The organism is Glaciihabitans tibetensis, from assembly GCF_003003265.1.
Classification (GTDB): domain Bacteria; phylum Actinomycetota; class Actinomycetes; order Actinomycetales; family Microbacteriaceae; genus Glaciihabitans; species Glaciihabitans tibetensis.
Genome location: NZ_PVTL01000007.1, coordinates 141,483 through 162,650, shown reverse-complemented (window position 1 = coordinate 162,650; position 21,168 = coordinate 141,483). Strand labels below are relative to the sequence as shown.

The following is a 21,168-nucleotide window of genomic DNA, read 5'->3' as shown; positions in this document are numbered from 1 at the left end:
CGAAGCCGCTGACAGGAGTCGCTGACAGGAGCCTCTACCCGATCACCCGCGATACCGCACGAGCCAGCCGCTTGCGCACCAGGTGGTCGGCGGCCTCTACCCGGTGCATCGTCACGTGCCGCATCTGCTCGATGATGCGCATGGTTCCCGGGGTGATGAACTGGTCGAGAGAGCCGAACACCACGTCGATCGGCACCCGCACCGCCGCGATGTCACTGATCGTAGTTTGGGACTCGATGCAGTTCTTCATGGACAGGATGAACGCGGTCCAGTTGCGTTCGGAGATCTCAAACACCTCGGAGATCTGCAACAGCCGGCCGATGCGGGCGGCGTTGGCGATGGTGAACTCCTTGTTCACCCGAATGAATTCATACGCCCTCATGTAGGCGCCCACCTGATTACGCACCCGCGTATCGCCGAGTTCGCTGGGTGCAAGGTAGACCGGCGGGCTGATCAATACGAGCCGGGCGACCCGCTGCGGGCGAACGGCGGCGTAGCGGGCAGAGATCAGGCTGCCCAGCGAGTGCCCGACCAGGATGAACGGGGCCCGCAGGCCGAGCGAGTCGAGTGTTGTCGCGAGGGAGGCGACGTGCTCATCGAGGGTGAAGGTGGCGTCGTCTGGCGCGACGGACTCGCCAAAACCGAGGAGGTCGATGGTGATCACCCGGTGCCGGTCGACCAGCAGCGGAACCAGCCTGCGGAAGGTGACCGACGACGACGCGATCCCGTGCACGAGCACCACCACGGGGCCCTCCCCCTGGTCAGAGGCGACGTGGAGCAGCGGCACACGCGCTCGGAACAGTCGGCTCAGCAGAGTCATCACCTCATTATCCCCACCACCATCCCGTGAAGCACAAACGAATCGTGACGAACGACTTGTGAAAAACGTTGGGTAGCGACTCGCCCGGCGACCCACCTACGGTGACACCATGAGCTACTTTCCTCGGCGTTCGTCCCGCCGATTCCCTCTCCGCACCGCCGCCGCATTTGCCGCCGTGCTCGCGGGCGCCCTCGCTCTGGCGGGGTGCACGGCGGGCGCTGATTCGTCGGATTCGTCCGGTTCATTCAGCTCCGATTCGTCGCTGGCGACGGGCACCATGGAAGGGCCCATTGCCTCCGAAAGCGCCCCGGAACTAGCCGCACCCGGCGCCGGGAGCTCGACAGACGCAGCGGGCGCGGCAGTCCCGGGTGTCGCAGCGGCCGCGACCAGTCGCGAGGTCATCAGCACGGGCTGGGCCACCATCACCGCAGACGATCCGATCTCCGCCGCCGAGGACGCCGTGCGTATCGTCGAGGGTGCAGGCGGCAGGGTGGATGCCCGTTCGGAGCAGGCTCCGGTGGATGACACGCGCGGCCAGGTCAGCCTGACGCTGCGGATCCCCGCCGCGACGTTCACCGACACGCTTGAGCAGCTGAAAGATCTGGGCCGGGACATTTCGGTCGAGACATCCGCCACCGACGTCACCACCCAGACCCAGGATCTCGACGCCCGCATCGCGGTGCTCACCACCTCGGTCGACCGGCTTCTCGGGCTGCTCGCCTCCGCGGCGACCACCTCCGAACTGATCGAGGTGGAGACCGCTCTGGCTTCGCGGCAGGGCGAACTCGACAGCCTCCAGACTCAGCGACGATCTCTTTCCGAGCAGGTCATGATGGCCACCCTCACGCTCACCCTGGTTGCCGAGGCCGAGACTCCCTCCCCCGCCCCTGACACGTTCTGGGATTCGCTGGTCGCAGGTCTTGCCGCGTTCTCCGCGTTCTTTACCGCAGCGTTCCTCGCCCTCGGGTATGCGGTGCCGTGGCTGGTGCTGGCGGGCGTCGTGCTGCTGATACTGCTACTGGTTGCAAGGCGCAGGCGCAAGGGTGCCACCGAGTAAAAACCGGGGACTTAAGGCACATGTTTTAGCCCTCACGGTCGCCGAAGCTTGAGGTAACGACAAGCGAATAATCCGGTAACCATTAAAGGGGAACCATGACAATCATCGAAACCGCAGCCGACACTACCGCCCAGAAAATCGACACTCTGGTCGCCGCAGGAAACGTAGCGCTCCGCGAGTACGCAAACTTCACCCAGGAACAGATCGACCACATCGTCAAGAAGGCGTCCGTTGCGGCGCTCAGCCAGCACGGCGAATTGGCCGTCCTCGCGGTCGAGGAGACCGGACGAGGCCTCTTCGAGGACAAGGCGGTCAAGAACCTCTTTGCCTGCGAGCACGTCACCAACTCCATGGCCAAGCTCAAGACCGTTGGCGTCATCGGCTACGACGACATCACCGGCATCACCGAGATCGCAGAGCCGGTTGGCGTCATCTGCGGCATCACCCCGGTCACGAACCCGACGTCCACCGCCATCTTCAAGTCGCTCATCGCGCTGAAGACCCGCAACCCGATCATCTTCGGCTTCCACCCGGCCGCCCAGAAGTCCTCCGTTGCCGCCGCACGCGTCGTGCGCGACGCCGCCATCCTCGCTGGCGCTCCCGAAAACTGTATCCAGTGGGTCGAGGTGCCGTCGCTCGAAGCGTCCACCCTCCTCATGAACCACCCGGGTGTGGCCACCATTCTTGCCACCGGTGGTAACGCCATGGTCAAGGCCGCGTACTCCTGCGGTAAGCCCGCCCTCGGGGTCGGCGCCGGAAACGTGCCCGCCTTCATCGAGAAGAGCGCCAAGCTCAAGCGCGCCGTCAACGACGTTGTGCTCTCCAAGGCGTTCGACTACGGCATGATCTGCGCATCAGAGCAGGCCGTCATCATCGAGGAGCCCATCTACGCCGAGGCAATGGCGGAGTTCAAGATCCTTCACGCCTACCTCGCCACCCCGGAAGAGAAGACCCTCCTCGAAGACTTCATCTTCGGTGTCACGGCGATCTCGGAAAACTGCGCCGGCGCGAAGCTGAACCCGACCGTTGTGGGACAGTCCCCCCAGTGGATCGCCCAGAAGGCCGGCTTCACCGTTCCGGAAGAAACTTCGATCATCCTCGTTGAGGTCGGCAGTGTCGGACCGCAGGAGCCGATGACGCGCGAGAAGCTGGCCCCCGTGCTGGCCGTCCTGCACGCCAAGGACGCGGAAGAGGGCATCTCGCTCTCTGAGCAGATGGTGGAGTTTGACGGCCTCGGCCACTCGGGCTCGATCCACAGCGAGAACCAGGACATCATCCAGGAGTTCGGCAAGCGCATCAAGGCCGTCCGCATCATCACCAACGCCCCCAGCTCGCTCGGTGGTATCGGTGACATCTACAACGCATTCATCCCCTCGCTGACACTCGGTTGTGGCTCCTACGGACACAACTCGGTCTCGAACAACGTGTCAGCCATCAACCTGATCAACGTGAAGCGCATCGGACGAAGGAACAACAACTTGCAGTGGTTCAAGGTTCCCGCAAAGACCTACTTCGAGCCGAACGCCGTTCGTTACCTGGCCGACATGCGCAACGTCGAGCGAGTCACGATTGTGACCGACTCCACGATGACCCGCCTCGGTTTCGTCGACAAGATCCTCGACGTTCTGAACCGTCGCGAGAACCGCGTTTCGCTGCAGATCATCGACAACGTGCTCCCCGAGCCGACCGTCGCCGCCGTGCTCAAGGGTGCGGAAGAAATGCGCGCTTTCAAGCCGGACACCATCATCGCCCTCGGTGGCGGCTCGCCCATGGACGCCGCGAAGGTGATGTGGCTGCTGTACGAGCACCCCGAGATCGAGTTCGCCGACATGAAGGAGAAGTTCTTCGACGTGCGCAAGCGCGCGTTCAAGTTCCCCGACCTCGGTGAGCTCGCCAAGCTGGTCTGTATCCCGACCACCTCGGGCACCGGTTCAGAAATGACCCCGTTCGCCGTCATCACCGACGACGTCACCGGCACCAAGTACCCGCTCGCGGACTACGCCCTGCTGCCGACCGTCGCCATCATCGACCCGAACCTCACGGCCATGATGCCCGCCTTCCTCGCGGCTGACTCCGGCTTCGACGCCCTGACCCACTCCACCGAGGCGTATGTCTCGGTCTACGCGAACGACTTCACCGACGGCCTCGCGCTGCACGCGATCAAGCTGATCTTTGAAAACATCGTCACGAGTGTCAACGGCGGCATCGGCAGCACCGATGACGACGTGGTCAAGGCCCGCGAGAAGATGCACAACGCCTCCTCGATGTCGGGTATGGCGTTCGGTAACGCGTTCCTCGGCATAGTCCACGCGATGGCTCACGTCACCGGCGCCAAGATGCACCTCATTCACGGGCGCACCAACGCAACGTACCTGCCGCACGTGATCCGCTACAACGGAACGGTTCCGACCAAGCTGACCAGCTGGCCCAAGTACGAGCACTACATCGCCCCGCAGCGGTTCCAGGAGATTGCCAAGCACCTCGGCCTCCCGGCATCCACCCCCGCAGAGGGCGTCGAGTCCTACGCCAAGGCCGTTGAGAAGCTGCGCGACCAGGTCGGCATCAAGCCGTCCTTCCAGGCGCAGGGTGTCAACGAGGCCGAGTTCATCGGCCGCCTCGACGAGCTCGCCATGGCCGCGTACGGCGACCAGTGCGCACCCGCCAACCCGCGGATGCCTATGGTCAACGACATGAAGACGATCATGGAGGCCGCGTACTACGGCACCTCGTTCGCCGAAGTTCGTGCCAGCCGCGCAGCGACGGCCGACGCCGCCGCCGTGACGGGTGCCGAGGTCAAGACCGACGCCGCCGCCAAGAAGGCCAAGGCCACGAAGTAGTAGCACCAGCAGTACTGAGCTAATTGCTCACCAGAACGGCCCCGCTTCCAGACATGGATGCGGGGCCGTTCTGCTGCGTGCGTCGCTCAGAACCCAGCCAACTCGAACCCCGCAGACTCAGAACCCAGCCAACTCAGAACCCAGCCAACTCGAACTCCACCCGCGAGTAGCGCTGCCCGTTCACCTGCAACTCCAGCGCGTGCATCCCCGGGTAGTGCACGCGGGTGGTCATCGGGCGGAACGCATGCTTCTTACGCAGCGCGATGCTCTCGCCGGCCAGCACCGTTGCGGTGGTGAGCTTGAATACCTTGCCCGCGGTCGTTCCGTTGCTTTTCACGTAGTGCACCACGTAGTCGATGGCGAGGCGGGCAGCTTCGGTTCCGGTGTTTTTCACTTCGACGGTGAAGGTGAGCTCTCCGGGCAGCTCGACGACCGGGGCATCCAGCATCACATCGCCGACCGCCACGGTGACAACCGCAAATCCGAGCAGCTCAAGCGCCCGTGGGTCTGCCTTTTTGATGAGCACCCGCAGCCCGTGCCGCACCACCCATTCGGTGTGGGTGTCGCTCTGGTGCATCCAGCGCGCCGCGAGGGCGGTCGCGACGTCGGGTGACTGGCGTCCGAGGTCGTTGAGGTGGTTGGCGACCGACCGGCGAACGTAGTCGCTGTCGTCGCCGCGCAAAGCGTCGAGAATCGGCGTCGTGCTCGTCGGAGCCGCCAACAGGGCGGGCACGCGCACCGCCCACGGCAGAAAGGCGCGCGTTCCCTCGCTCGCGAGTCTGCGCACATGCTCGTTCGGATGCTCGGTCCAGGGCCGGATGACGGCGAGCGCCCGGTCGAGGTCCGCCCTCAGAAAACGGCGAATGGCGAACTCCGAGGTCAGGCGCGGGGTCAGTTCCGACAGCAGCGTCAGTCCGTCCTCGAAGTCAGCCGGATCATCCGAGCCGAGCGCGAGTGTCGCGACGGTCTCCGTCACCGGCCACATCATCCATCCGGTGAACTCTGGTGACGCGAGCGCCCCACGAAACACCGCAGCCACCGTGGCGTAGTCGCCGGGAAGGTCCACAACAAGCGCCCCACTGACCAGGTCGCTGCGTTCGCGCAGGCTCAGTCCGTCGACGCCCGCGGCGGCAGCCTCGAGGGCCGTCCATCGAATCGGAGACGTGCTCCCAGAAAGCAGGGTGAGGGGGATGCCGCTGTGCCCACGCACGCTCGAATCCAGCAGCGCGCGCAACCTATCCACTACCGCCGCATTGATCAGTTCGTTCATGGCGCCCATAGGGGCCCCACGCTACGCGCTCGGGTACATCGTCGCGGCACCCGGCTCGAACGAGAAGAAGACCGCGGCGCCGGGGCTCAGGTCGAGGTCGACAACAACGCTCGGCAGCACGTCCGCGGCGAGCGCCTGTCCAGCGCCCTCTGCACCACCGAGGGCCCCGAGCCCGCTGACCACTCCACTCCCACCCACAACGCCACGCACCCGAACGACGTCGCCCCGCGGTTCAAGGTCGTGCACGATGCCGCGCAGCACGTTGAGGCCGGCGCTCCGGTCGGCACTCGCCTGCTCAGTGCTCGTTGGGTCAGCACTCGCATGCTCAGCACTCGCCCGCTCAGCACTCGCATGCTCAGCCACCGAGACCGACACCGCCGAGGGACGCACCGCCATCGCCGCCGCCGCGCCGATCGGGAACGCCGCACCGGCGGCCGAATGCGCGACCGCCGCCGCGATCACTCGGCCCTCAAAACCCGTGCCCCCGCCCATACTCATGCCCCCGTCCACGCGCGTACCCATGAGCAGGTTGAGCGCGGCCAGCTCGGCGGTGAACCGTGTGCGCGGGTGCAGCAGCACCTCCCGGGTGGGGCCCTGCTCGACGATGGCTCCGTCGTGCATCACGACCACGCGGTCCGCGAGGGTGAAGGCGTCGAGCACGTCGTGGGTCACCACAACTACGGTCCTGCTCTCGAGTACGCGGCGCAGCATCCGTCGAAGCGCCGGGGCAACCGCCACGTCGAGTGCGGCAAAGGGCTCGTCGAGGAGAAGCAGCTGGGGGTCCGACGCCAGGGCCCGGGCCACGCCGATCCGCTGGGCCTGGCCGCCCGACAGCGAGGCCGGACGCCGCTCGGCGAGTTCGAGGGCGTCCACTTCCTCCAACCAGATACGGGCGATTGCGCGCGCGTCGCGGCTGCTCTTGCCCGCGCTTCTCGGACCGAACGCGACGTTGTCGAGCACGCTGAGGTGCGGGAACAGGAGGGGTTGCTGCGCGAGCAGCGACACCCCGCGCTCATGCGGCGGAACCCAGACGTGCGCCGCCGGATCAGCCAGCGTGCGGCCTGCGAGCGTGCGGCCCGCCAGCTGCACATGGCCAGTGTCCGGTCGCAGCAGTCCCGCGACCAAATTCAGCAGCGTCGACTTGCCCGCGCCATTGGGCCCCAGCACGGCGACCGTCTCCCCCGCCGCGACGTTCAGTTCGACCGAGAAGTTGCGCGCGGTGACCGCCGCCGCGAGGTCGAGCGTCACGGCACGATCGGGCGTCACAGCCCGATCGGGCGTCACAGCACGATGGGGCGTCACAGCGGCATCCCGCGTGCCGGCTGGTCACGCTCTGACAGGCGGCGCTCTGAAAGGCTGCGCTCCGACCCTCCGCGCTCCGACCCTCTGCGCTCCGACACCCCGCGCGACAGCCCCACCACGACGACGGCCACCAGCACCAGAACCAGGGAAAGGGCGACCGCGGCGTCCGGGTCGGTTTCGCGCTGCAGGTATATCTCCAGCGGCAGGGTTCGGGTGACGCCCTGGAGGCTTCCCGCGAAGGTGAGCGTGGCGCCGAACTCGCCGAGGGCGCGGGCGAACGACAGCATGGCGCCGGAGATCAGGGCGGGAAGCACCAGCGGAAGGGTGACCCGCAACAGCACCGTCGTCGGCTTCGCGCCGAGGGTCGCCGCTACGGCCTCGTAGCGGGTTCCGACCGTGCGCAGCGCCCCCTCGAGGCTGAGCACGAGAAACGGCAACGCCACAAAGGTCTGCGCGATCACCACCGCGGTCGTGGAAAACGCGATCTGGATGCCGAGCACCTCGAGCGTCGACCCGAGCAGCCCGCGCCGACCGAACGTGTAGAGCAGCGCGATCCCGCCGACCACCGGCGGCAGCACCAGCGGCAGCAGCACCAGCGCGCGAAGCACCTTCTGCCCGGCGAACTGCGTGCGCGCCAGCAGCAGCGCCAGCGGCACGCCGAGCACGACACAGAGCGCGGTCGACACCACCGAGGTCCGCAGGCTCAGCCCCAACGCCGCCACAGACGACTCGCTCGTAACCAGTGCGCCAAATTCCGGCCAGTTCACCCGCGTGATCATGGCGACCAAAGGCAAAACGATGAAGAGGGCGCCGACGGATGCCACGATGCCCACCCACCGCGGAAGCCCGAGCACCACCGGCCTCGAGTTCGGCACCGGCTTCGAAGTCACCGAAGACACCGAAGTCACCGAAGACACGTCCCGGCGCATGTCACGGCGCATGTCACGGAGCACCGAAGCCCGCGTCAGCGAGCACACGCTGGCCGACCGGACCGGTGACGAAGTCGATGAACGCGGCGGCGAGCTCGCCGTTCCCAGAGCCGTTCCCAGCACCGTTCCCAGCACCATCGACAGCGGCGATCGGATACGTGTTCACGGCCGCGCCCGCTTCGTCGAAGGAGATGCCCGTCACTGACTCACCCGCCGCCTCGACATCAGTGACGTAGACGAGACCGGCGTCGGCTTCACCCGAGCTGACCTTGCCGAGCACGTCCGTGACCGATGACTCCTCGCTGACGGGCTTGAGTGTCACGCCCGTCGCCGTCTCGATGGCCACCGTCGCGGCACCGCACGGAAGCTGCGGCGCACACACCACCGTCTTCAGGCCGGGCGCAGCGAGATCGGCGAAATCCTTGATCCCCGCCGGATTTCCGGGCGGTACCGCGATCGTCAACGTGTTGGACGCGAAGTTCACCGCGTCACCGCTGAGCAGGCCAGCGTCGCCCAGCTTGGCCATGTTCCTGGTGTCAGCCGAGGCAAACACGTCCGCGGGCGCGCCCTCGGTGATCTGGGTGACCAGATCGGAGGATCCCGCGAAGTTCAGCACCACCGACGTATCGGGGTTGGCGGCTTCGAACTCGGTCGCGAGCTCCGTGAACGTGCTCGTGAGCGACGCGGCGGCGAACACCGTGATGGAACCCGACACGCGCGAACCGCCCGCACACCCCGAAAGCGCGACCGAGACACCAGCAGCAACGAGAGCAGCCGCGACAGCAACACGGGCAACACCCCGCGGGTTCCCCAAGCCGAGCCGCGAGCGACGTGCCGAGCCCATCTCAGCTTCTTCCGGGAGTCTCAACGATGACCGTCGTCGCCTTGACCACCGCGATGGCGACGGACCCGAGCTCGAGCCCCAGCTCGCGCACGGCCTCGCTGCTCATCAGAGACACCACGCGATGTGGCCCGCACTGCAGTTCCACCTGGGCCATCACCTTGTCCATCGTGATCTCGGTCACCAGCCCAACAAACCGGTTGCGCGCCGACCGGCCGATCTCGGACGGATCGACGGGCAGCACCGCGTTTTTGCGTGCGAGATGCGCGAGGGCGAGTCCGTCGAGAACCGTTCGGCCCGAGTCATCCTGACCCGCGTCGAGAAGCCCGTTGTCGATCCACCGCCGGACCGTGTCGTCGCTGACGCCGAGATACACGGCCGCGTCCTTTATCCGTATCTGCGACATGATCGCCATCGTACAGCCGCAACTGCGGGTCGCGCCAGAATGTCAGATCAGATGGGAAGCCAGATCAGACAGACGCTAGATCAGAGCAGACCCCGCCGCTCAGCCTCAGACACAGCCCTCCGGCGCGACGACACGTTGAGCTTGCGGTAAATGCCGCGCATATGCGTCTTCACGGTATTGACCGACAGCAGCATGTCTGAGGAGATTTCGGCGACCGTGCGCAACGACTTCAACTCAGCCAGCAGCTCGCGCTCCTTGGGGGTGAGATGGCCGAGCCCGGAATCGGGGCGACTCATACCGGACGCGATCAGCTGCTCCGCGACCGGAATGTGGTCGCCGAAGCGGTCGAGTCCGCGCGCGAGCACCGTGCGCACCACGGATGGCTCCGAGCGCAATACCTCGGCGAAGGCTCCAGTGTCGCCCGCCCCCGCGAGCGCCCGAATCATCGCCTCGTGCGCGCGGAACGAGTTACCGGACTCGAACTCGAGCACAGAATCCAACGACCAGGCGATGATCTCCGAGGACGGCGTGCGCGGGCGGTGAGACGATTCCAGGAGCGGGGAGAGGATGCCGCGGGCCGACGATTGGCGACCCATCGAGTAGTGCACCAGCGCAGAGGCGACCTGCCAGTCGTACCCGTCACCGAGAACAACCCGCGACCGCTCGAGCAGCCGCTCAGTCCACCGCGGCTCCCCCAGCGCGCGCGCCATGCTCAGCCCCGCGTGCAGCGACGGCACGACCAGGCTCGGTGCCGCCTGCAGCGCATAGTTTGGCGGCCACGCCCCGGTGAATTCCTGCGCGACCCTCCTGCGGTCGGGCAGAGTGTCGAAGGTGACCCACTGGTACACGTGGCGCGCTTGGAGTGCTAGTTCCTCCAGAGGCTGCTGGGCGGCAAATTGCTGGGCCAGCTCCGCGTTCGCTTGGGCCGCAGCGACATCCAACATCTCGAACCGACCCCAGGCGATGAGAATGTTCGCGGCCGCGAGGGCGAGGCTGAGGTCCTGGCTCTCGGTGTCCTCGGCCAGCGCGACGGCGCGTTCGGCGTAAGCGAGCGTTTGACGCAGGTCGGTTCGTCCGAGCGCCGTGGCCGCCAGCCCGACCATGCTCATCACCTCGCTCGAGAGGTCACCCCGGCTTTCGGCGGTGGCCCGGGAGGCCTCCAACTCCTCCCGGGCCCCGGAAACCTCGCCCACCCTCGTCTGGGCGAGTCCGCGGGTGAGGTGCACGGCGGTCCGCAAGGGTGCGGGGAGGGCGCTGATGGTTTCGTCGGGCCACCCCGACGACACCGCGGTGACGCGCTCGTTGTGGGCGAGCGCGATGCGCACGGCGACGACGTATTTCAGCCAATCCCACTCGAGGGCATCCTCATCCTGGAGGCCGCGGGGTTTCGCGTTGGCCATTGTTTCTTCGGCGCGCTCGACCTTTCCCTCGGACACGGCCGCGAGGGCAACGATCAACGGGGAGAACACGCCAGCCAGGAGGGCGGACCCGTGGGTGGCGGCGAGCGCCAGCAGGTCGGACGAGTGCCCGTCGGCGATGAGCTCGCAGCCGACGCGACGCATCACGGAGTGGAGCAGCTCGGGCTCGGCCAATTCGGCAGCGAGCCGGAGTGCGGCTCGGGGGTCGCCCCATTCCAGATGCCAGGCCACCGCGATCGCACCGCCGCGGCGGAGCAACCCGGGCTGGGAGCTGATCAGCTTTTCACGGAGAAATTCCGCATACAGCGGATTGACGCGGTACCAGGATCTTCCGTTGGAATCGGTGGACGTGCGGCGGAGCATGGGGTTGTTGCGCGCGAGCCGACGCAGCGAAATAGCGCTTGATTCCTGCTGCAGGATCGCGTCGGCCAGGTCCGCCGAGAGCACCGGGCAGATCGCAAACGCGAACAGCGTCGGTTGGTCCTGAGGATCGACCTGGTCGAAGATCTCGCGCTGGAAATATTCGTAGAGCACGTCGGGGTCGAGAAGTTCCCGCGCACTGGCCGCGGGTACGTCGGTGGGAATCGCGCCCTGGGGAAGTGCAACTTCGGGGAGCGCGAGCCCGAGTACGGCCGGCCACCCCTCGGACGAACGGAAAAGTTCGTCGATCACGCACTCCGCGACGGCGAAGCCATCGAACAGCTCGGCCGTCTCACTTCGTGTGAACAACAGGGACTTTGCGTCGATTTCGTGCACCCGACGCACGAGCCGCGCGCGCTGGTCCGGAAGAGACGTGCGGGTGGCGAATGCGAGGTGCGCGTTCGCGGGACACAGCTCGAGGAGCTCACGAAACTCGTCCTCCGCTGGCGAGCCCGCCAACAGGTGAGTGTCGTCGAGGATCACCGCAGCGCCGTCGCCCAGCTCCTCGAGCGCTGCCTGGATATCCAGCAGAAACCGGCGGTGATCCTTCGGTTCGAAACCGCCGGCCGGGGGCGGGGCCGGCAGGACCAGCTGTCCGCTGCTGACGCTCGCGGGAGCCGCCATCTCCACGGCCGTCAGTACCGACTCCCAGAACACCGATGGGTCGCGGTCATCCCGGTCCAGTGAGCACCATCCCACTGCGCGCCCGGCGGCTAAGGCGACCGACATCCACTGCCCAAGCAACACGGTCTTGCCGTGCCCCGCCGGCGCGCTGAGCACGACAAACGAACCACCGGGAGGGCTCAGCCCCGCCGCGAGCTCATCGAGCAGTCGTGGGCGGTCGACGAGTCGCCCCGAGACGTTGGGCTGTGAGAGTCTCACTTGCCGTTGTAGTGATTGAGTGTCCGGTCTACTGGTCCACATGGGGTGAATATACGACCGGGAATGCCGGGTATGTAACCCGTCAAAGGTCATACTCACCCGATTGAGGTGAGACTGCACACTCGCCCGTCGTGGGCGACCTCGCCCGAGCACCGGGCCAATACGCTGCGTAAGCCAACACGCTGCGCACAAGGAGGAGCACATGGGACCCGTAATAGGCGAGATTCTCCCGCTGGCCGTGGGTGTCGCCATCAGTCCGATCCCGATCATCGCCGCCATCCTGATGCTGCTTGCACCGAAGGCACGTGCGACGAGCGTCGGTTTTCTGATCGGCTGGTGCGCGGGGATTCTTGTGGTGACGACGGCTTTTGTGCTGCTTTCCGCCGTAATTCCCGCAACCGATTCCTCGGACGAACGTCCCGTGGTGGGCACGATAAAGATAGTTCTGGGTGCCCTTCTGCTCTTGGTTGCGGCCCGCCAGTGGAGAACACGGCCTCGCGGCAGCGAAAAACCTGCCCTACCCAGGTGGATGTCTGCCATCGCCACCATGACCGTAGCGCGAGGTCTGGCGCTCGGGTTTGTTCTCGCCGCCGTGAACCCGAAGAACCTGCTGCTGTCTGCCAGCGCGGGCATCGCGATCGGAACCGCCGGACTCAGCACCGGATACGAGTTTCTTTCGATCGCCGTGTTCGCGGTCGCGGCCGCCTCGACCGTCGCAGTGCCGGTTATCGCGTACTTTGCCGCCGCGTCGCGGATGCGCGGTCCGCTCGAAAATCTGCGGGTCTGGCTGGAGCGCAACAATCACACGGTGATGAGCGTGCTGCTACTCGTGATCGGCGTCGTGGTGATCGGGCAGGGGATCGCCGAGTTCGGAGCCTAGCGGTTGGGCGCACTTGGCTCGCCGGCGGTTAGGCAGAGCGATCTAACTCGGGACCGGGTTCTCGCCCGTTTTGGGTCTTCTCCCACCCGGCCAGCTGGCCAAAAATCGAATCAAACTCGCGCCCCCTGGAGGTCCACATGCCCTTAGCTCCGATTGAAATACTGACGCTCGCGTTTCCCGGCAACAAATTCAACGGCAGGATCCTGCCGGAACTCGCCAAGTTGGTCGAAACCGACACCATCACCATCATCGACGGACTGTTTGTCGGGGTGGACGCGGACGGCACGGTGGTCTTCACCGAGTTCGACGAGCTCAAGAGCGACACGGACGCCTCCGCAATCACCGAGTTGGTCGAGCGCTTTGACGAACTCATCTCATCCGAGGACGTCGCCGAGATCGCCGCCGCGCTTGAACCCAACAGTTCAGCGGCCATCCTGGTCTTTGAACACAGTTGGATGACACCGCTTCGCGATGCACTGGTCGGATCCGGCGGCGTCCTGGTGGACAGCGTTCGCATCCCCGGCCAAGTGGTCGAGGAGGTCCTCGCTGCCGTGGCAGAGCTCGACGAGCTCGAACAGGAAGAACAGACACTCCAAGAACAGAAGGCGGAATAATGTTGCGTCGACGAATGGGAAGACCAGGCCTCGTGGGAACGATGGCCCGCACGGCTGTTGTGGCGGGAACCGCCACAGCCGTGGCCGGAAATGTGCAGCGCAGGCAACAGACGCGCGCGGACAACAAGGCGGCTGAGGAGGCCGAGAGCTTCCAGCAGGAGCAGGCCTATCAGGAGCCCGCTCCCGTCGCGCCCGCCGCGCCCGCCCCTTCACCTCCCGCCGAAAGCTCGCAAGATGTGATGCTCGAGCAGCTGGCGAAGCTTGGCCAACTCAAGCAGGCGGGGCTCATCGATGACGCCGAGTTCTCCGCGGCGAAAGCGAAAGTGCTGGGGATCTAGCCGGACTACAAAGCCGGCCGAGATACAACAAGACAAAGACAAAAAGACAAAGACAAATAAGAAGCGGGACGAGTCATCCGACTCGTCCCGCTCTTTGCGTTGCACTGCGTTTGTTTCGCTAGCCCCCGACACCTGCCGGTGTGCCCGCTGCGGTAGTTGTCGCCGAGGCGGCTGTCGCAGCAGTGGCTGTCGCAGCAGTGGCTGTCGCAGCCGCCGCCGGCGGGCGCTGCACGAGTTCGATCACCACGATGGCAGCCACGGCGCCGGCGAGCGTCCAGAAGATCAACGCCGGTGAGATCGGACGATTCAGCACGAGCACAAGCGACGCAATCACGGCAACAGCGGAGCGAAGGAGCACCCGCTGGTTGTAGACCCAGGTACCAACCGCGCCCGTGGTCACGTTGCGCTGCTCGGCAAACCCGCGCACCCCGTCTGCGCCGGAACGCGCGAGGGACCGCAGCTTGCGGGCAGGCTCAAACGGACCGGAGAACCAGGCCACTATCGCCACCACGACCGCCAGGGTGAGCACGGCCGCCGCCGTCGAGCGCATGCCCTCGACGACTTGCTCGAACAGGGCGTTCGACACGCCGCTCGGCACCATCTCGGGGCTGACCGAGCCGATGAAGAGCGCGTGCCCCACCACAAACAGGATCGCCGTGAGCACCATCATCAGGGCCAGAGCCAGGGCGGTCACGATCAACGCGACCGACTTGCGACGGGCGACGAGCACTCCAGCAGCCAAAAACGCGATCGCGATCCAGGGCAGCCAGATACCCGCGGCGACGGCCAATTGGTACGCGAGCTGAATGGTGGGCAGGGAGTCGGATTGCGCAACCACGATGGTGCGGTCGACCGAGGGGATGTTGCTCGCGAAGTCGATTCCCTGGTTCAGGAGAGCGGTTTTGACAGCATCGATGATGGGGCCGAGCTGGATCCCAATCTCTCCCCCTCCGCCGACGGTGATGGCGGAGTCCGGGTCGTTGGTGATCACGGCCGTCAGCTGGGTATGGGTTACTCCAAGCGCCGTGGCCCATACGTCCGCGAAGGCGTCGGATTGCACGAATGCTGCGATCCTCGATTCGATCAGCGACTGGATTCCCGCCGCCGCCGGGCCCTTGAGTGCGTCGAGCGCGGCGGTCGCCCGCGGGCCCGTGCCCAGGGAGGTGATGCCGTCTACGAGGTCGGATGTGAGCGTGGGAACGTCGATATTTTCATTGACTACCGCGACTGCCTGGTCCGTGACGTAGGTCTGCACGGCCGGATCGTCCGCAAGGGGAGCAAAGGTTGCGACGAACCGGTCTCGTTCCGTGAGTTCGGCTTGCGCCCACACGGCGATGATGGCGACCGGTGCCAGAAGTACACCGATCAGAACCAACACCGTGGACAGCAGGGCCCAGCCGCGTGAGCGACGTTTTGCCCGCGGCGGCGCGAAGTCCATCTTTGAACGGAGAGCCTCATTCTCGGCCTCGAGTGCCGTTAGCCGACGTTGCAGTTCCGCGGACTGGAGCGCGGATAGGTCTCGTTCTGCGACGTTCTGCTGCTGTTCCATAACAACCTCCCACCGTGGGTGAGACACCAGAGAACATCCGGGCGCTTCGACCCGGCACCCCCGTAGCGGGTGAGTTCTGACCTGCCGTCAGTTCACCCACGACAGATGATGGCCGCTCGCCCATCTCGGTGGCAAAGTCGACGACATGCGGAGGCACCGCGGAGAGAAGGCACACTGATGGACAGCGTCTGGTCGGACTTTTGGTCGGTTGTCTGGCTCTTCCTCGTGGGGTTCGCGTTTGTTGTTTACCTTTTTGCCGTCATCACGGTGCTCCGCGACATCTACCGCGACCGCACCCTGAACGGCTGGGGGAAAGCCGCCTGGACACTCTTTTTGATCTTCGTGCCGTTCCTCACGGTGCTCGTGTACGTCATCGCCCGCGGCGCCGGTATGGTCGACCGGCTCGAGCCGCGCGGGAATTACCAGCCCCCCGAGGACTACGCGCAGCCCCAGCCGCTGGCTGCCCCGGCCAGCGAGATCAAGCGCGCAAAGGAACTCGTCGACGCCGGGGTGATCACCCCCGGCGAGTTCGAGGCGCTCAAGAGCAAGGCGCTCGGCAACCGGTACTAAAGATCGATCGCGAAAATTCGCTGCGTTGCACGACGCCCCAGTCCGGGGGCGACCGCTGGTGTGGGCTTCCGGTCCACGCGATGCTGTGGAGGTGACCTCCCCTTCGACTCGCCCTCCTACAGGCTCGCGCGGGCTGATGATCGATGGACTCGGGCAGCGCGAAATCCGCCGCCTCATCCGACGTGTTGTTCTGGTGTTTGTCGTCGCCCTGCTGGTCGGTACGACCGGGGCGATCGCCCTGTGGCTAGTGGATGGCGCCAAGCACTCCCTGGTGGGCGGCGTATTTCTCGCGCTCACCTTGGCCTGCTTTGCCGCAAGCGTCGCATGCTGGACAACAATCTTTCCTGTGACCGGCGGGGATCGAGATATTTTTGGCTCTGACGCCGCACTCGCGAAAACCGTGCGCAGAGCAGTCCTGTCGTCGACGGCGCCCACCGTGCCGCCCAGCGCGCAGCCCGCCGTTGCTCTTACGCCAGACCAACGCCGGCTGGCAGCCCGCTTCGCGGCGATCCAGTCAGTGGCGATGCCTTTTCAGGTAGCGCAGGGCCTGTTGGCACTCCTGGGCGCTCTCTTCCTGGGCGCAAGCAACCTGCTCGGGCAGGACAGCGAGTTCCGGACTTTCCAGATCGTGATGATCGCCGTCGGTGGCATCGTTCTGGTGGCCGTCTCGCTGTTCGCGCTGCGCAACTGGCGCAGGATCACGCGGTACCGCGATGCCCACAGCGCCGAGCTCGGAGATTTCCCCGCCACGACCCCGACACGCCGCCCCAAAAACTGAGAAATCATTTTTGACGCCCCAATTTCGGGGCACCCTGTGAGTAGATCTGCGGACAACCCGCTCAATTCCAGTCATCCACAGGGGACAGTTCTATCCACAGCCTGTGGAGAATCACATCGGCGTAATTACTACACGTAGTGGCCCAAGAAAATGTCAGACCCCATATGTAGTATTGAAGTCTCAGCACGGCCGGCAACACCGTCCCGCACTAACTTCACGAAAGGACCTCGCACCATGGCGATCACGGTCTACAGCAAGCCCTCCTGTGTCCAGTGCACGGCGACCTACCGCGCGCTCGACAAAAAGGGCATCGAGTACGAAATCTTCGACGTTTCCGTCGACGAGAAGGCACTCGAGGCCGTTCGGTCGCTTGGGTACATGCAGGCCCCCGTCGTCATCACCGATGACGACCACTGGAGCGGATTCCGCCCCGACAAGATCGCCCTCCTCGCTAGCTAAGTAATAGTTAGGTAACGAGCTGGCTGAGAAAGTTAGCCAAGTAACGAACAAGCTCAACCGACGGTAGTGGGGGTGCACAAACAATGACTGAACTCGTCTATTTCTCGAGTGCCTCCGGCAATACTCACCGTTTCATCGAGAAGCTCGGGCGCCCGGCATCCCGCATTCCGCTCCACGGTCATGTAGACGGAATACGGCAAGACACGCTGCGCGCGGATTCTCCCTACGTACTCGTGCTCCCCACCTACGGCGGCGGGCTCAACAACGATGCCGTACCTCGGCAGGTCAAGCGGTTTCTGAACGACGAGAACAATCGTTCACTCATCCGTGGGGTCATCGGCGCAGGCAACACCAACTTCGGACAGGCCTTCTGCCTTGCGGGCGACATTGTCGCAGCCAAGTGCAAAGTTCCCCACCTCTACAAATTTGAAGTATTCGGCACACCCGACGACGTACTTGCCGTCGACGAAGGATTGGACACCTTTTGGACCTCCCTGTAATTGAGACCCCCGGTAAGGTCCAGATGGACTACCACTCGCTCAACGCGATGCTCAACCTCTACGGCGAGCGTGGAGAGATCCAGTTCGACAAGGATCGCGAGGCGGCGCGCGAGTTCTTCCTCCAGCATGTCAACCAGAACACGGTGTTCTTCCACTCGCTGCGCGAGCGCCTCGACTACCTGATCGAGAAGGAGTACTACGAGAAGGAGCTCATCGAGAGCTACTCCTTCGAGTTCATCACCAAGCTCAACGACCTGGCGTACTCGAAGAAGTTCCGCTTCCAGTCGTTCCTTGGCGCGTTCAAGTACTACACCTCCTACACGCTGAAGACCTTCGACGGAAACCGCTACCTCGAGCGCTTCGAAGACCGTGTTGTGATGACCTCACTCGGACTCGCCGCGGGCAACGAAGCCCTCGCGACCAACCTGGTCGAGGAGATCCTCGCGGGTCGCTTCCAGCCGGCCACCCCGACGTTCCTGAACTCGGGCAAGGCACAGCGCGGCGAGCTCGTCTCCTGCTTCCTGCTGCGCATCGAAGACAACATGGAGTCGATCTCCCGCGGCATCAATTCCTCGCTGCAGCTGTCTAAGCGCGGCGGCGGAGTAGCACTGCTGCTGTCGAACATCCGTGAGTCCGGAGCCCCGATCAAGCAGATCGAGAACCAGTCCTCCGGAATCATCCCCGTGATGAAGCTCCTCGAAGACTCCTTCAGCTACGCCAACCAGCTCGGTGCCCGCCAGGGTGCGGGAGCTGTGTACCTGCAGGCTCACCACCCCGACATCATGCGCTTCCTCGACACCAAGCGAGAGAATGCCGACGAGAAGATCCGCATCAAGACGCTGTCGCTGGGTGTTGTTGTTCCCGACATCACGTTCGAACTCGCGAAGAATGACGAGTGGATGTATCTCTTCTCTCCGTACGACGTCGAGCGTGTGTACGGCACCCCGTTCGCCGACATCTCGGTCACCGAGAAGTACCGCGAAATGGTCGACAACCCGGCCATCAAGAAGACCAAGATCAAGGCCCGCGAGTTCTTCCAGACCCTCGCCGAGATCCAGTTCGAGTCCGGCTACCCGTACATCATGTTCGAGGACACCGTCAACGCTGCGAACCCCATCAAGGGCCGCATCAACATGTCGAACCTCTGCTCCGAGATCCTCCAGGTCAACACCCCGACCACGTACAACGAAGACCTCTCGTACAACCAGATCGGTAAGGACATCAGCTGCAACCTCGGCTCGATGAACATCGCGCTGTCGATGGACTCCCCCGACTTCGGCCTCACGGTCGAGACCGCAATCCGCGGCCTCTCCTCCGTCTCCGACCAGAGCCACATCGCCTCGGTGCGCTCGATCGAAGACGGCAACGACAAGTCGCACGCCATCGGCCTCGGCCAGATGAACCTGCACGGCTACCTCGCTCGTGAGCGCATCTTCTACGGTTCAGAAGAGGGCATCGACTTCACGAACATCTACTTCTACACGGTGCTGTTCCACGCGATTCGCGCCTCGAACCGCATCGCGATCGAGCGCGGCATCGCCTTCGAGGGCTTCGCCGACTCGACCTACGCCTCGGGCACCTTCTTCGACAAGTACACGGGTCAGGAATGGGTTCCGGCCACCGACAAGGTGCGGGGCCTCTTCGAGACCTCCGGCGTGCACATCCCGACGCAGGCTGACTGGGACCAGCTGAAGGCCTCCGTCATGGAGCACGGCATCTACAACCAGAACCTCCAGGCCGTGCCGCCGACCGGCTCGATCTCGTACATCAACAACTCGACCTCGTCGATCCACCCGATCGCCTCCAAGATCGAGATCCGCAAGGAAGGCAAGCTCGGCCGCGTCTACTACCCCGCGCCGTTCATGACCAACGACAACCTGGAGTACTACCAGGACGCGTACGAGATCGGCTACGAGAAGGTCATCGACACCTACGCCGCCGCCACCCAGCACGTCGACCAGGGCCTGTCGCTGACGCTGTTCTTCAAGGACACCGCCACCACCCGCGACATCAACCGCGCCCAGATCTACGCCTGGAAAAAGGGCATCAAGACGATCTACTACATCCGTCTGCGCCAGATGGCCCTCGAAGGAACCGAGGTTGACGGCTGCGTCAGCTGCATGCTGTAGGAAACACACTGTTTCATAGTTCACAAAACAATAATTAGATGGCGGATGACGCGTGCCCCGCGTCATCCGCCTCACCCCATCTCCACCGGCAATAGCCGAGCAGCCTCCACAGCTGCGTCAACCTCAGGAACCGGACATGACCGAGAAACTCAAGCTAGTCAGCCACGTTGATGCGATCAACTGGAACAAGATCGAAGACGAAAAAGACGTCGAGGTCTGGAACCGTCTCGTCAACAACTTCTGGCTGCCCGAGAAGATCCCGCTGTCCAACGACATCCAGTCCTGGAACACCCTGACTCCCGCCGAGCAGAAGCTCACCATGCGCGTGTTCACCGGGCTCACCCTGCTCGACACGATCCAGGGCACCGTCGGCGCCGTTTCGCTTATTCCCGACGCGATCACTCCGCACGAGGAGGCCGTCTACACCAACATCGCGTTTATGGAGTCGGTGCACGCGAAGAGCTACTCCTCGATCTTCTCCACCCTGAGCAACACGAAGGACATCGACGAGGCGTTCCGCTGGTCGACGGAGAACGTGAACCTTCAGAAGAAGGCCGAGATCGTCATGAACTACTACCGGGGAGACGACCCGCTTAAGCGCAAGGTTGCTTCGACCCTGCTCGAGTCGTTCCTCTTCTATTCGGGCTTCTACCTGCCGATGTACTGGTCCAGCCACGCGAAGCTGACCAACACCGCTGACTTGATCCGTCTCATCATCCGTGACGAGGCCGTGCACGGGTACTACATCGGCTACAAGTTCCAGAAGGGCCTCGAGAAAGAGACCCAGGAGCGCCGCGACGAGCTCAAGGACTACACCTACAGCCTGCTGTACGAGCTCTACGACAACGAGGCCGAGTACACGCAGGACCTCTACGACGAGGTTGGCCTGACCGAGGACGTCAAGAAGTTCCTGCACTACAACGCCAACAAGGCGCTGATGAACCTCGGCTACGAGGCCATCTTCCCGAAGGACATCACCGACGTGAACCCGGCCATCCTGTCGGCCCTGTCGCCCAACTCGGACGAGAACCACGACTTCTTCTCCGGCTCGGGTTCCTCCTACGTCATCGGCAAGGCCGTTGTCACCGAGGACGAGGACTGGGACTTCTAGTCTCGTTCCAGCACACGCAACACACAAAATGCCCTGAGCGCGCTGTTCATCACAGCGG

Annotated in this window: 19 protein-coding genes; 11 read left to right on the top strand and 8 right to left on the bottom strand. The window is 64.4% G+C overall.

Translation table 11 applies throughout. The features are described from left to right. Positions 1-34: 34 nt before the first annotated feature. Positions 35-820 (bottom strand): alpha/beta fold hydrolase, encoded by a 786-nt coding sequence (locus B0I08_RS13790; RefSeq protein WP_106213805.1) that lies wholly within the window; start codon positions 818-820, stop codon positions 35-37. Positions 821-929: 109 nt separating this feature from the next. On the opposite strand from B0I08_RS13790, the gene B0I08_RS13785 reads away from it, so the two are divergent. Continuing rightward, entirely contained in the window at positions 930-1,877 is a 948-nt protein-coding gene (locus B0I08_RS13785) for a DUF4349 domain-containing protein (protein WP_106213803.1), read from the top strand. 95 nt (positions 1,878-1,972) lie between these two features. After that, positions 1,973-4,714 carry a bifunctional acetaldehyde-CoA/alcohol dehydrogenase gene (gene adhE / locus B0I08_RS13780; protein WP_106213801.1) on the top strand — a complete coding sequence of 914 codons (2,742 nt, stop codon included), beginning with the start codon at positions 1,973-1,975 and terminating at the stop codon, positions 4,712-4,714. A gap of 133 nt (positions 4,715-4,847) precedes the next feature. Here the strand turns inward: adhE and B0I08_RS13775 are convergent, their stop codons facing one another. The 6 genes from B0I08_RS13775 to B0I08_RS13750 form a co-directional block, all read right to left on the bottom strand. Further along, entirely contained in the window at positions 4,848-5,993 is a 1,146-nt protein-coding gene (locus B0I08_RS13775; RefSeq protein WP_106213799.1) for a DNA alkylation repair protein, read from the bottom strand. A gap of 12 nt (positions 5,994-6,005) precedes the next feature. Continuing rightward, complete coding sequence (locus B0I08_RS13770; RefSeq protein ID WP_342748183.1) at positions 6,006-7,250, bottom strand: sulfate/molybdate ABC transporter ATP-binding protein; 1,245 nt, start codon at positions 7,248-7,250, stop codon at positions 6,006-6,008. 32 nt (positions 7,251-7,282) lie between these two features. Further along, positions 7,283-8,176 carry an ABC transporter permease gene (locus tag B0I08_RS13765; protein ID WP_245884815.1) on the bottom strand — a complete coding sequence of 298 codons (894 nt, stop codon included), beginning with the start codon at positions 8,174-8,176 and terminating at the stop codon, positions 7,283-7,285. 52 nt (positions 8,177-8,228) lie between these two features. Next, entirely contained in the window at positions 8,229-9,059 is an 831-nt protein-coding gene (gene modA, locus B0I08_RS13760) for a molybdate ABC transporter substrate-binding protein (protein WP_106213797.1), read from the bottom strand. Position 9,060: 1 nt separating this feature from the next. Continuing rightward, complete coding sequence (locus B0I08_RS13755; protein ID WP_106213956.1) at positions 9,061-9,462, bottom strand: TOBE domain-containing protein; 402 nt, start codon at positions 9,460-9,462, stop codon at positions 9,061-9,063. Between the two features lie 80 nt (positions 9,463-9,542). Beyond that, positions 9,543-12,182, bottom strand: coding sequence for a helix-turn-helix transcriptional regulator (locus tag B0I08_RS13750; RefSeq protein ID WP_106213795.1), 2,640 nt, complete (start codon positions 12,180-12,182; stop codon positions 9,543-9,545). 202 nt (positions 12,183-12,384) lie between these two features. Between B0I08_RS13750 and B0I08_RS13745 the strand changes: the two genes are divergently transcribed. The 3 genes from B0I08_RS13745 (at position 12,385) to B0I08_RS13735 (ending at position 14,014) form a co-directional block, all read left to right on the top strand. Next, positions 12,385-13,062: a GAP family protein gene (locus tag B0I08_RS13745; RefSeq protein ID WP_106213793.1), complete on the top strand. Its 678-nt coding sequence runs from the start codon at positions 12,385-12,387 to the stop codon at positions 13,060-13,062. A 137-nt stretch (positions 13,063-13,199) separates the two neighbouring features. Further along, positions 13,200-13,676: a DUF6325 family protein gene (locus B0I08_RS13740; RefSeq protein WP_106213791.1), complete on the top strand. Its 477-nt coding sequence runs from the start codon at positions 13,200-13,202 to the stop codon at positions 13,674-13,676. Positions 13,677-13,690: 14 nt separating this feature from the next. Beyond that, the gene (locus B0I08_RS13735) at positions 13,691-14,014 is read left to right on the top strand and encodes an SHOCT domain-containing protein (RefSeq protein ID WP_219905677.1); all 324 of its coding nucleotides are present in this window, start codon (positions 13,691-13,693) and stop codon (positions 14,012-14,014) included. 118 nt (positions 14,015-14,132) lie between these two features. On the opposite strand, the gene B0I08_RS13730 is transcribed toward B0I08_RS13735, so the two are convergent. Further along, positions 14,133-15,563 carry a hypothetical protein gene (locus B0I08_RS13730; RefSeq protein ID WP_181243421.1) on the bottom strand — a complete coding sequence of 477 codons (1,431 nt, stop codon included), beginning with the start codon at positions 15,561-15,563 and terminating at the stop codon, positions 14,133-14,135. A gap of 177 nt (positions 15,564-15,740) precedes the next feature. Between B0I08_RS13730 and B0I08_RS13725 the strand changes: the two genes are divergently transcribed. The 6 genes from B0I08_RS13725 (at position 15,741) to nrdF (ending at position 21,110) form a co-directional block, all read left to right on the top strand. Next, positions 15,741-16,133, top strand: coding sequence for an SHOCT domain-containing protein (locus B0I08_RS13725; RefSeq protein ID WP_106213787.1), 393 nt, complete (start codon positions 15,741-15,743; stop codon positions 16,131-16,133). A gap of 91 nt (positions 16,134-16,224) precedes the next feature. Further along, positions 16,225-16,911, top strand: coding sequence for a hypothetical protein (locus tag B0I08_RS13720; RefSeq protein WP_146134428.1), 687 nt, complete (start codon positions 16,225-16,227; stop codon positions 16,909-16,911). A gap of 234 nt (positions 16,912-17,145) precedes the next feature. Then, the gene (nrdH, locus tag B0I08_RS13715; RefSeq protein WP_106213783.1) at positions 17,146-17,370 is read left to right on the top strand and encodes a glutaredoxin-like protein NrdH; all 225 of its coding nucleotides are present in this window, start codon (positions 17,146-17,148) and stop codon (positions 17,368-17,370) included. Positions 17,371-17,453: 83 nt separating this feature from the next. Beyond that, entirely contained in the window at positions 17,454-17,870 is a 417-nt protein-coding gene (nrdI, locus tag B0I08_RS13710) for a class Ib ribonucleoside-diphosphate reductase assembly flavoprotein NrdI (RefSeq protein WP_106213781.1), read from the top strand. A gap of 23 nt (positions 17,871-17,893) precedes the next feature. Then, the gene (nrdE, locus tag B0I08_RS13705) at positions 17,894-19,999 is read left to right on the top strand and encodes a class 1b ribonucleoside-diphosphate reductase subunit alpha (RefSeq protein WP_106213779.1); all 2,106 of its coding nucleotides are present in this window, start codon (positions 17,894-17,896) and stop codon (positions 19,997-19,999) included. Between the two features lie 136 nt (positions 20,000-20,135). Continuing rightward, positions 20,136-21,110 (top strand): class 1b ribonucleoside-diphosphate reductase subunit beta, encoded by a 975-nt coding sequence (nrdF, locus tag B0I08_RS13700; RefSeq protein ID WP_106213777.1) that lies wholly within the window; start codon positions 20,136-20,138, stop codon positions 21,108-21,110. The last annotated feature ends 58 nt before the right edge of the window (positions 21,111-21,168 follow it).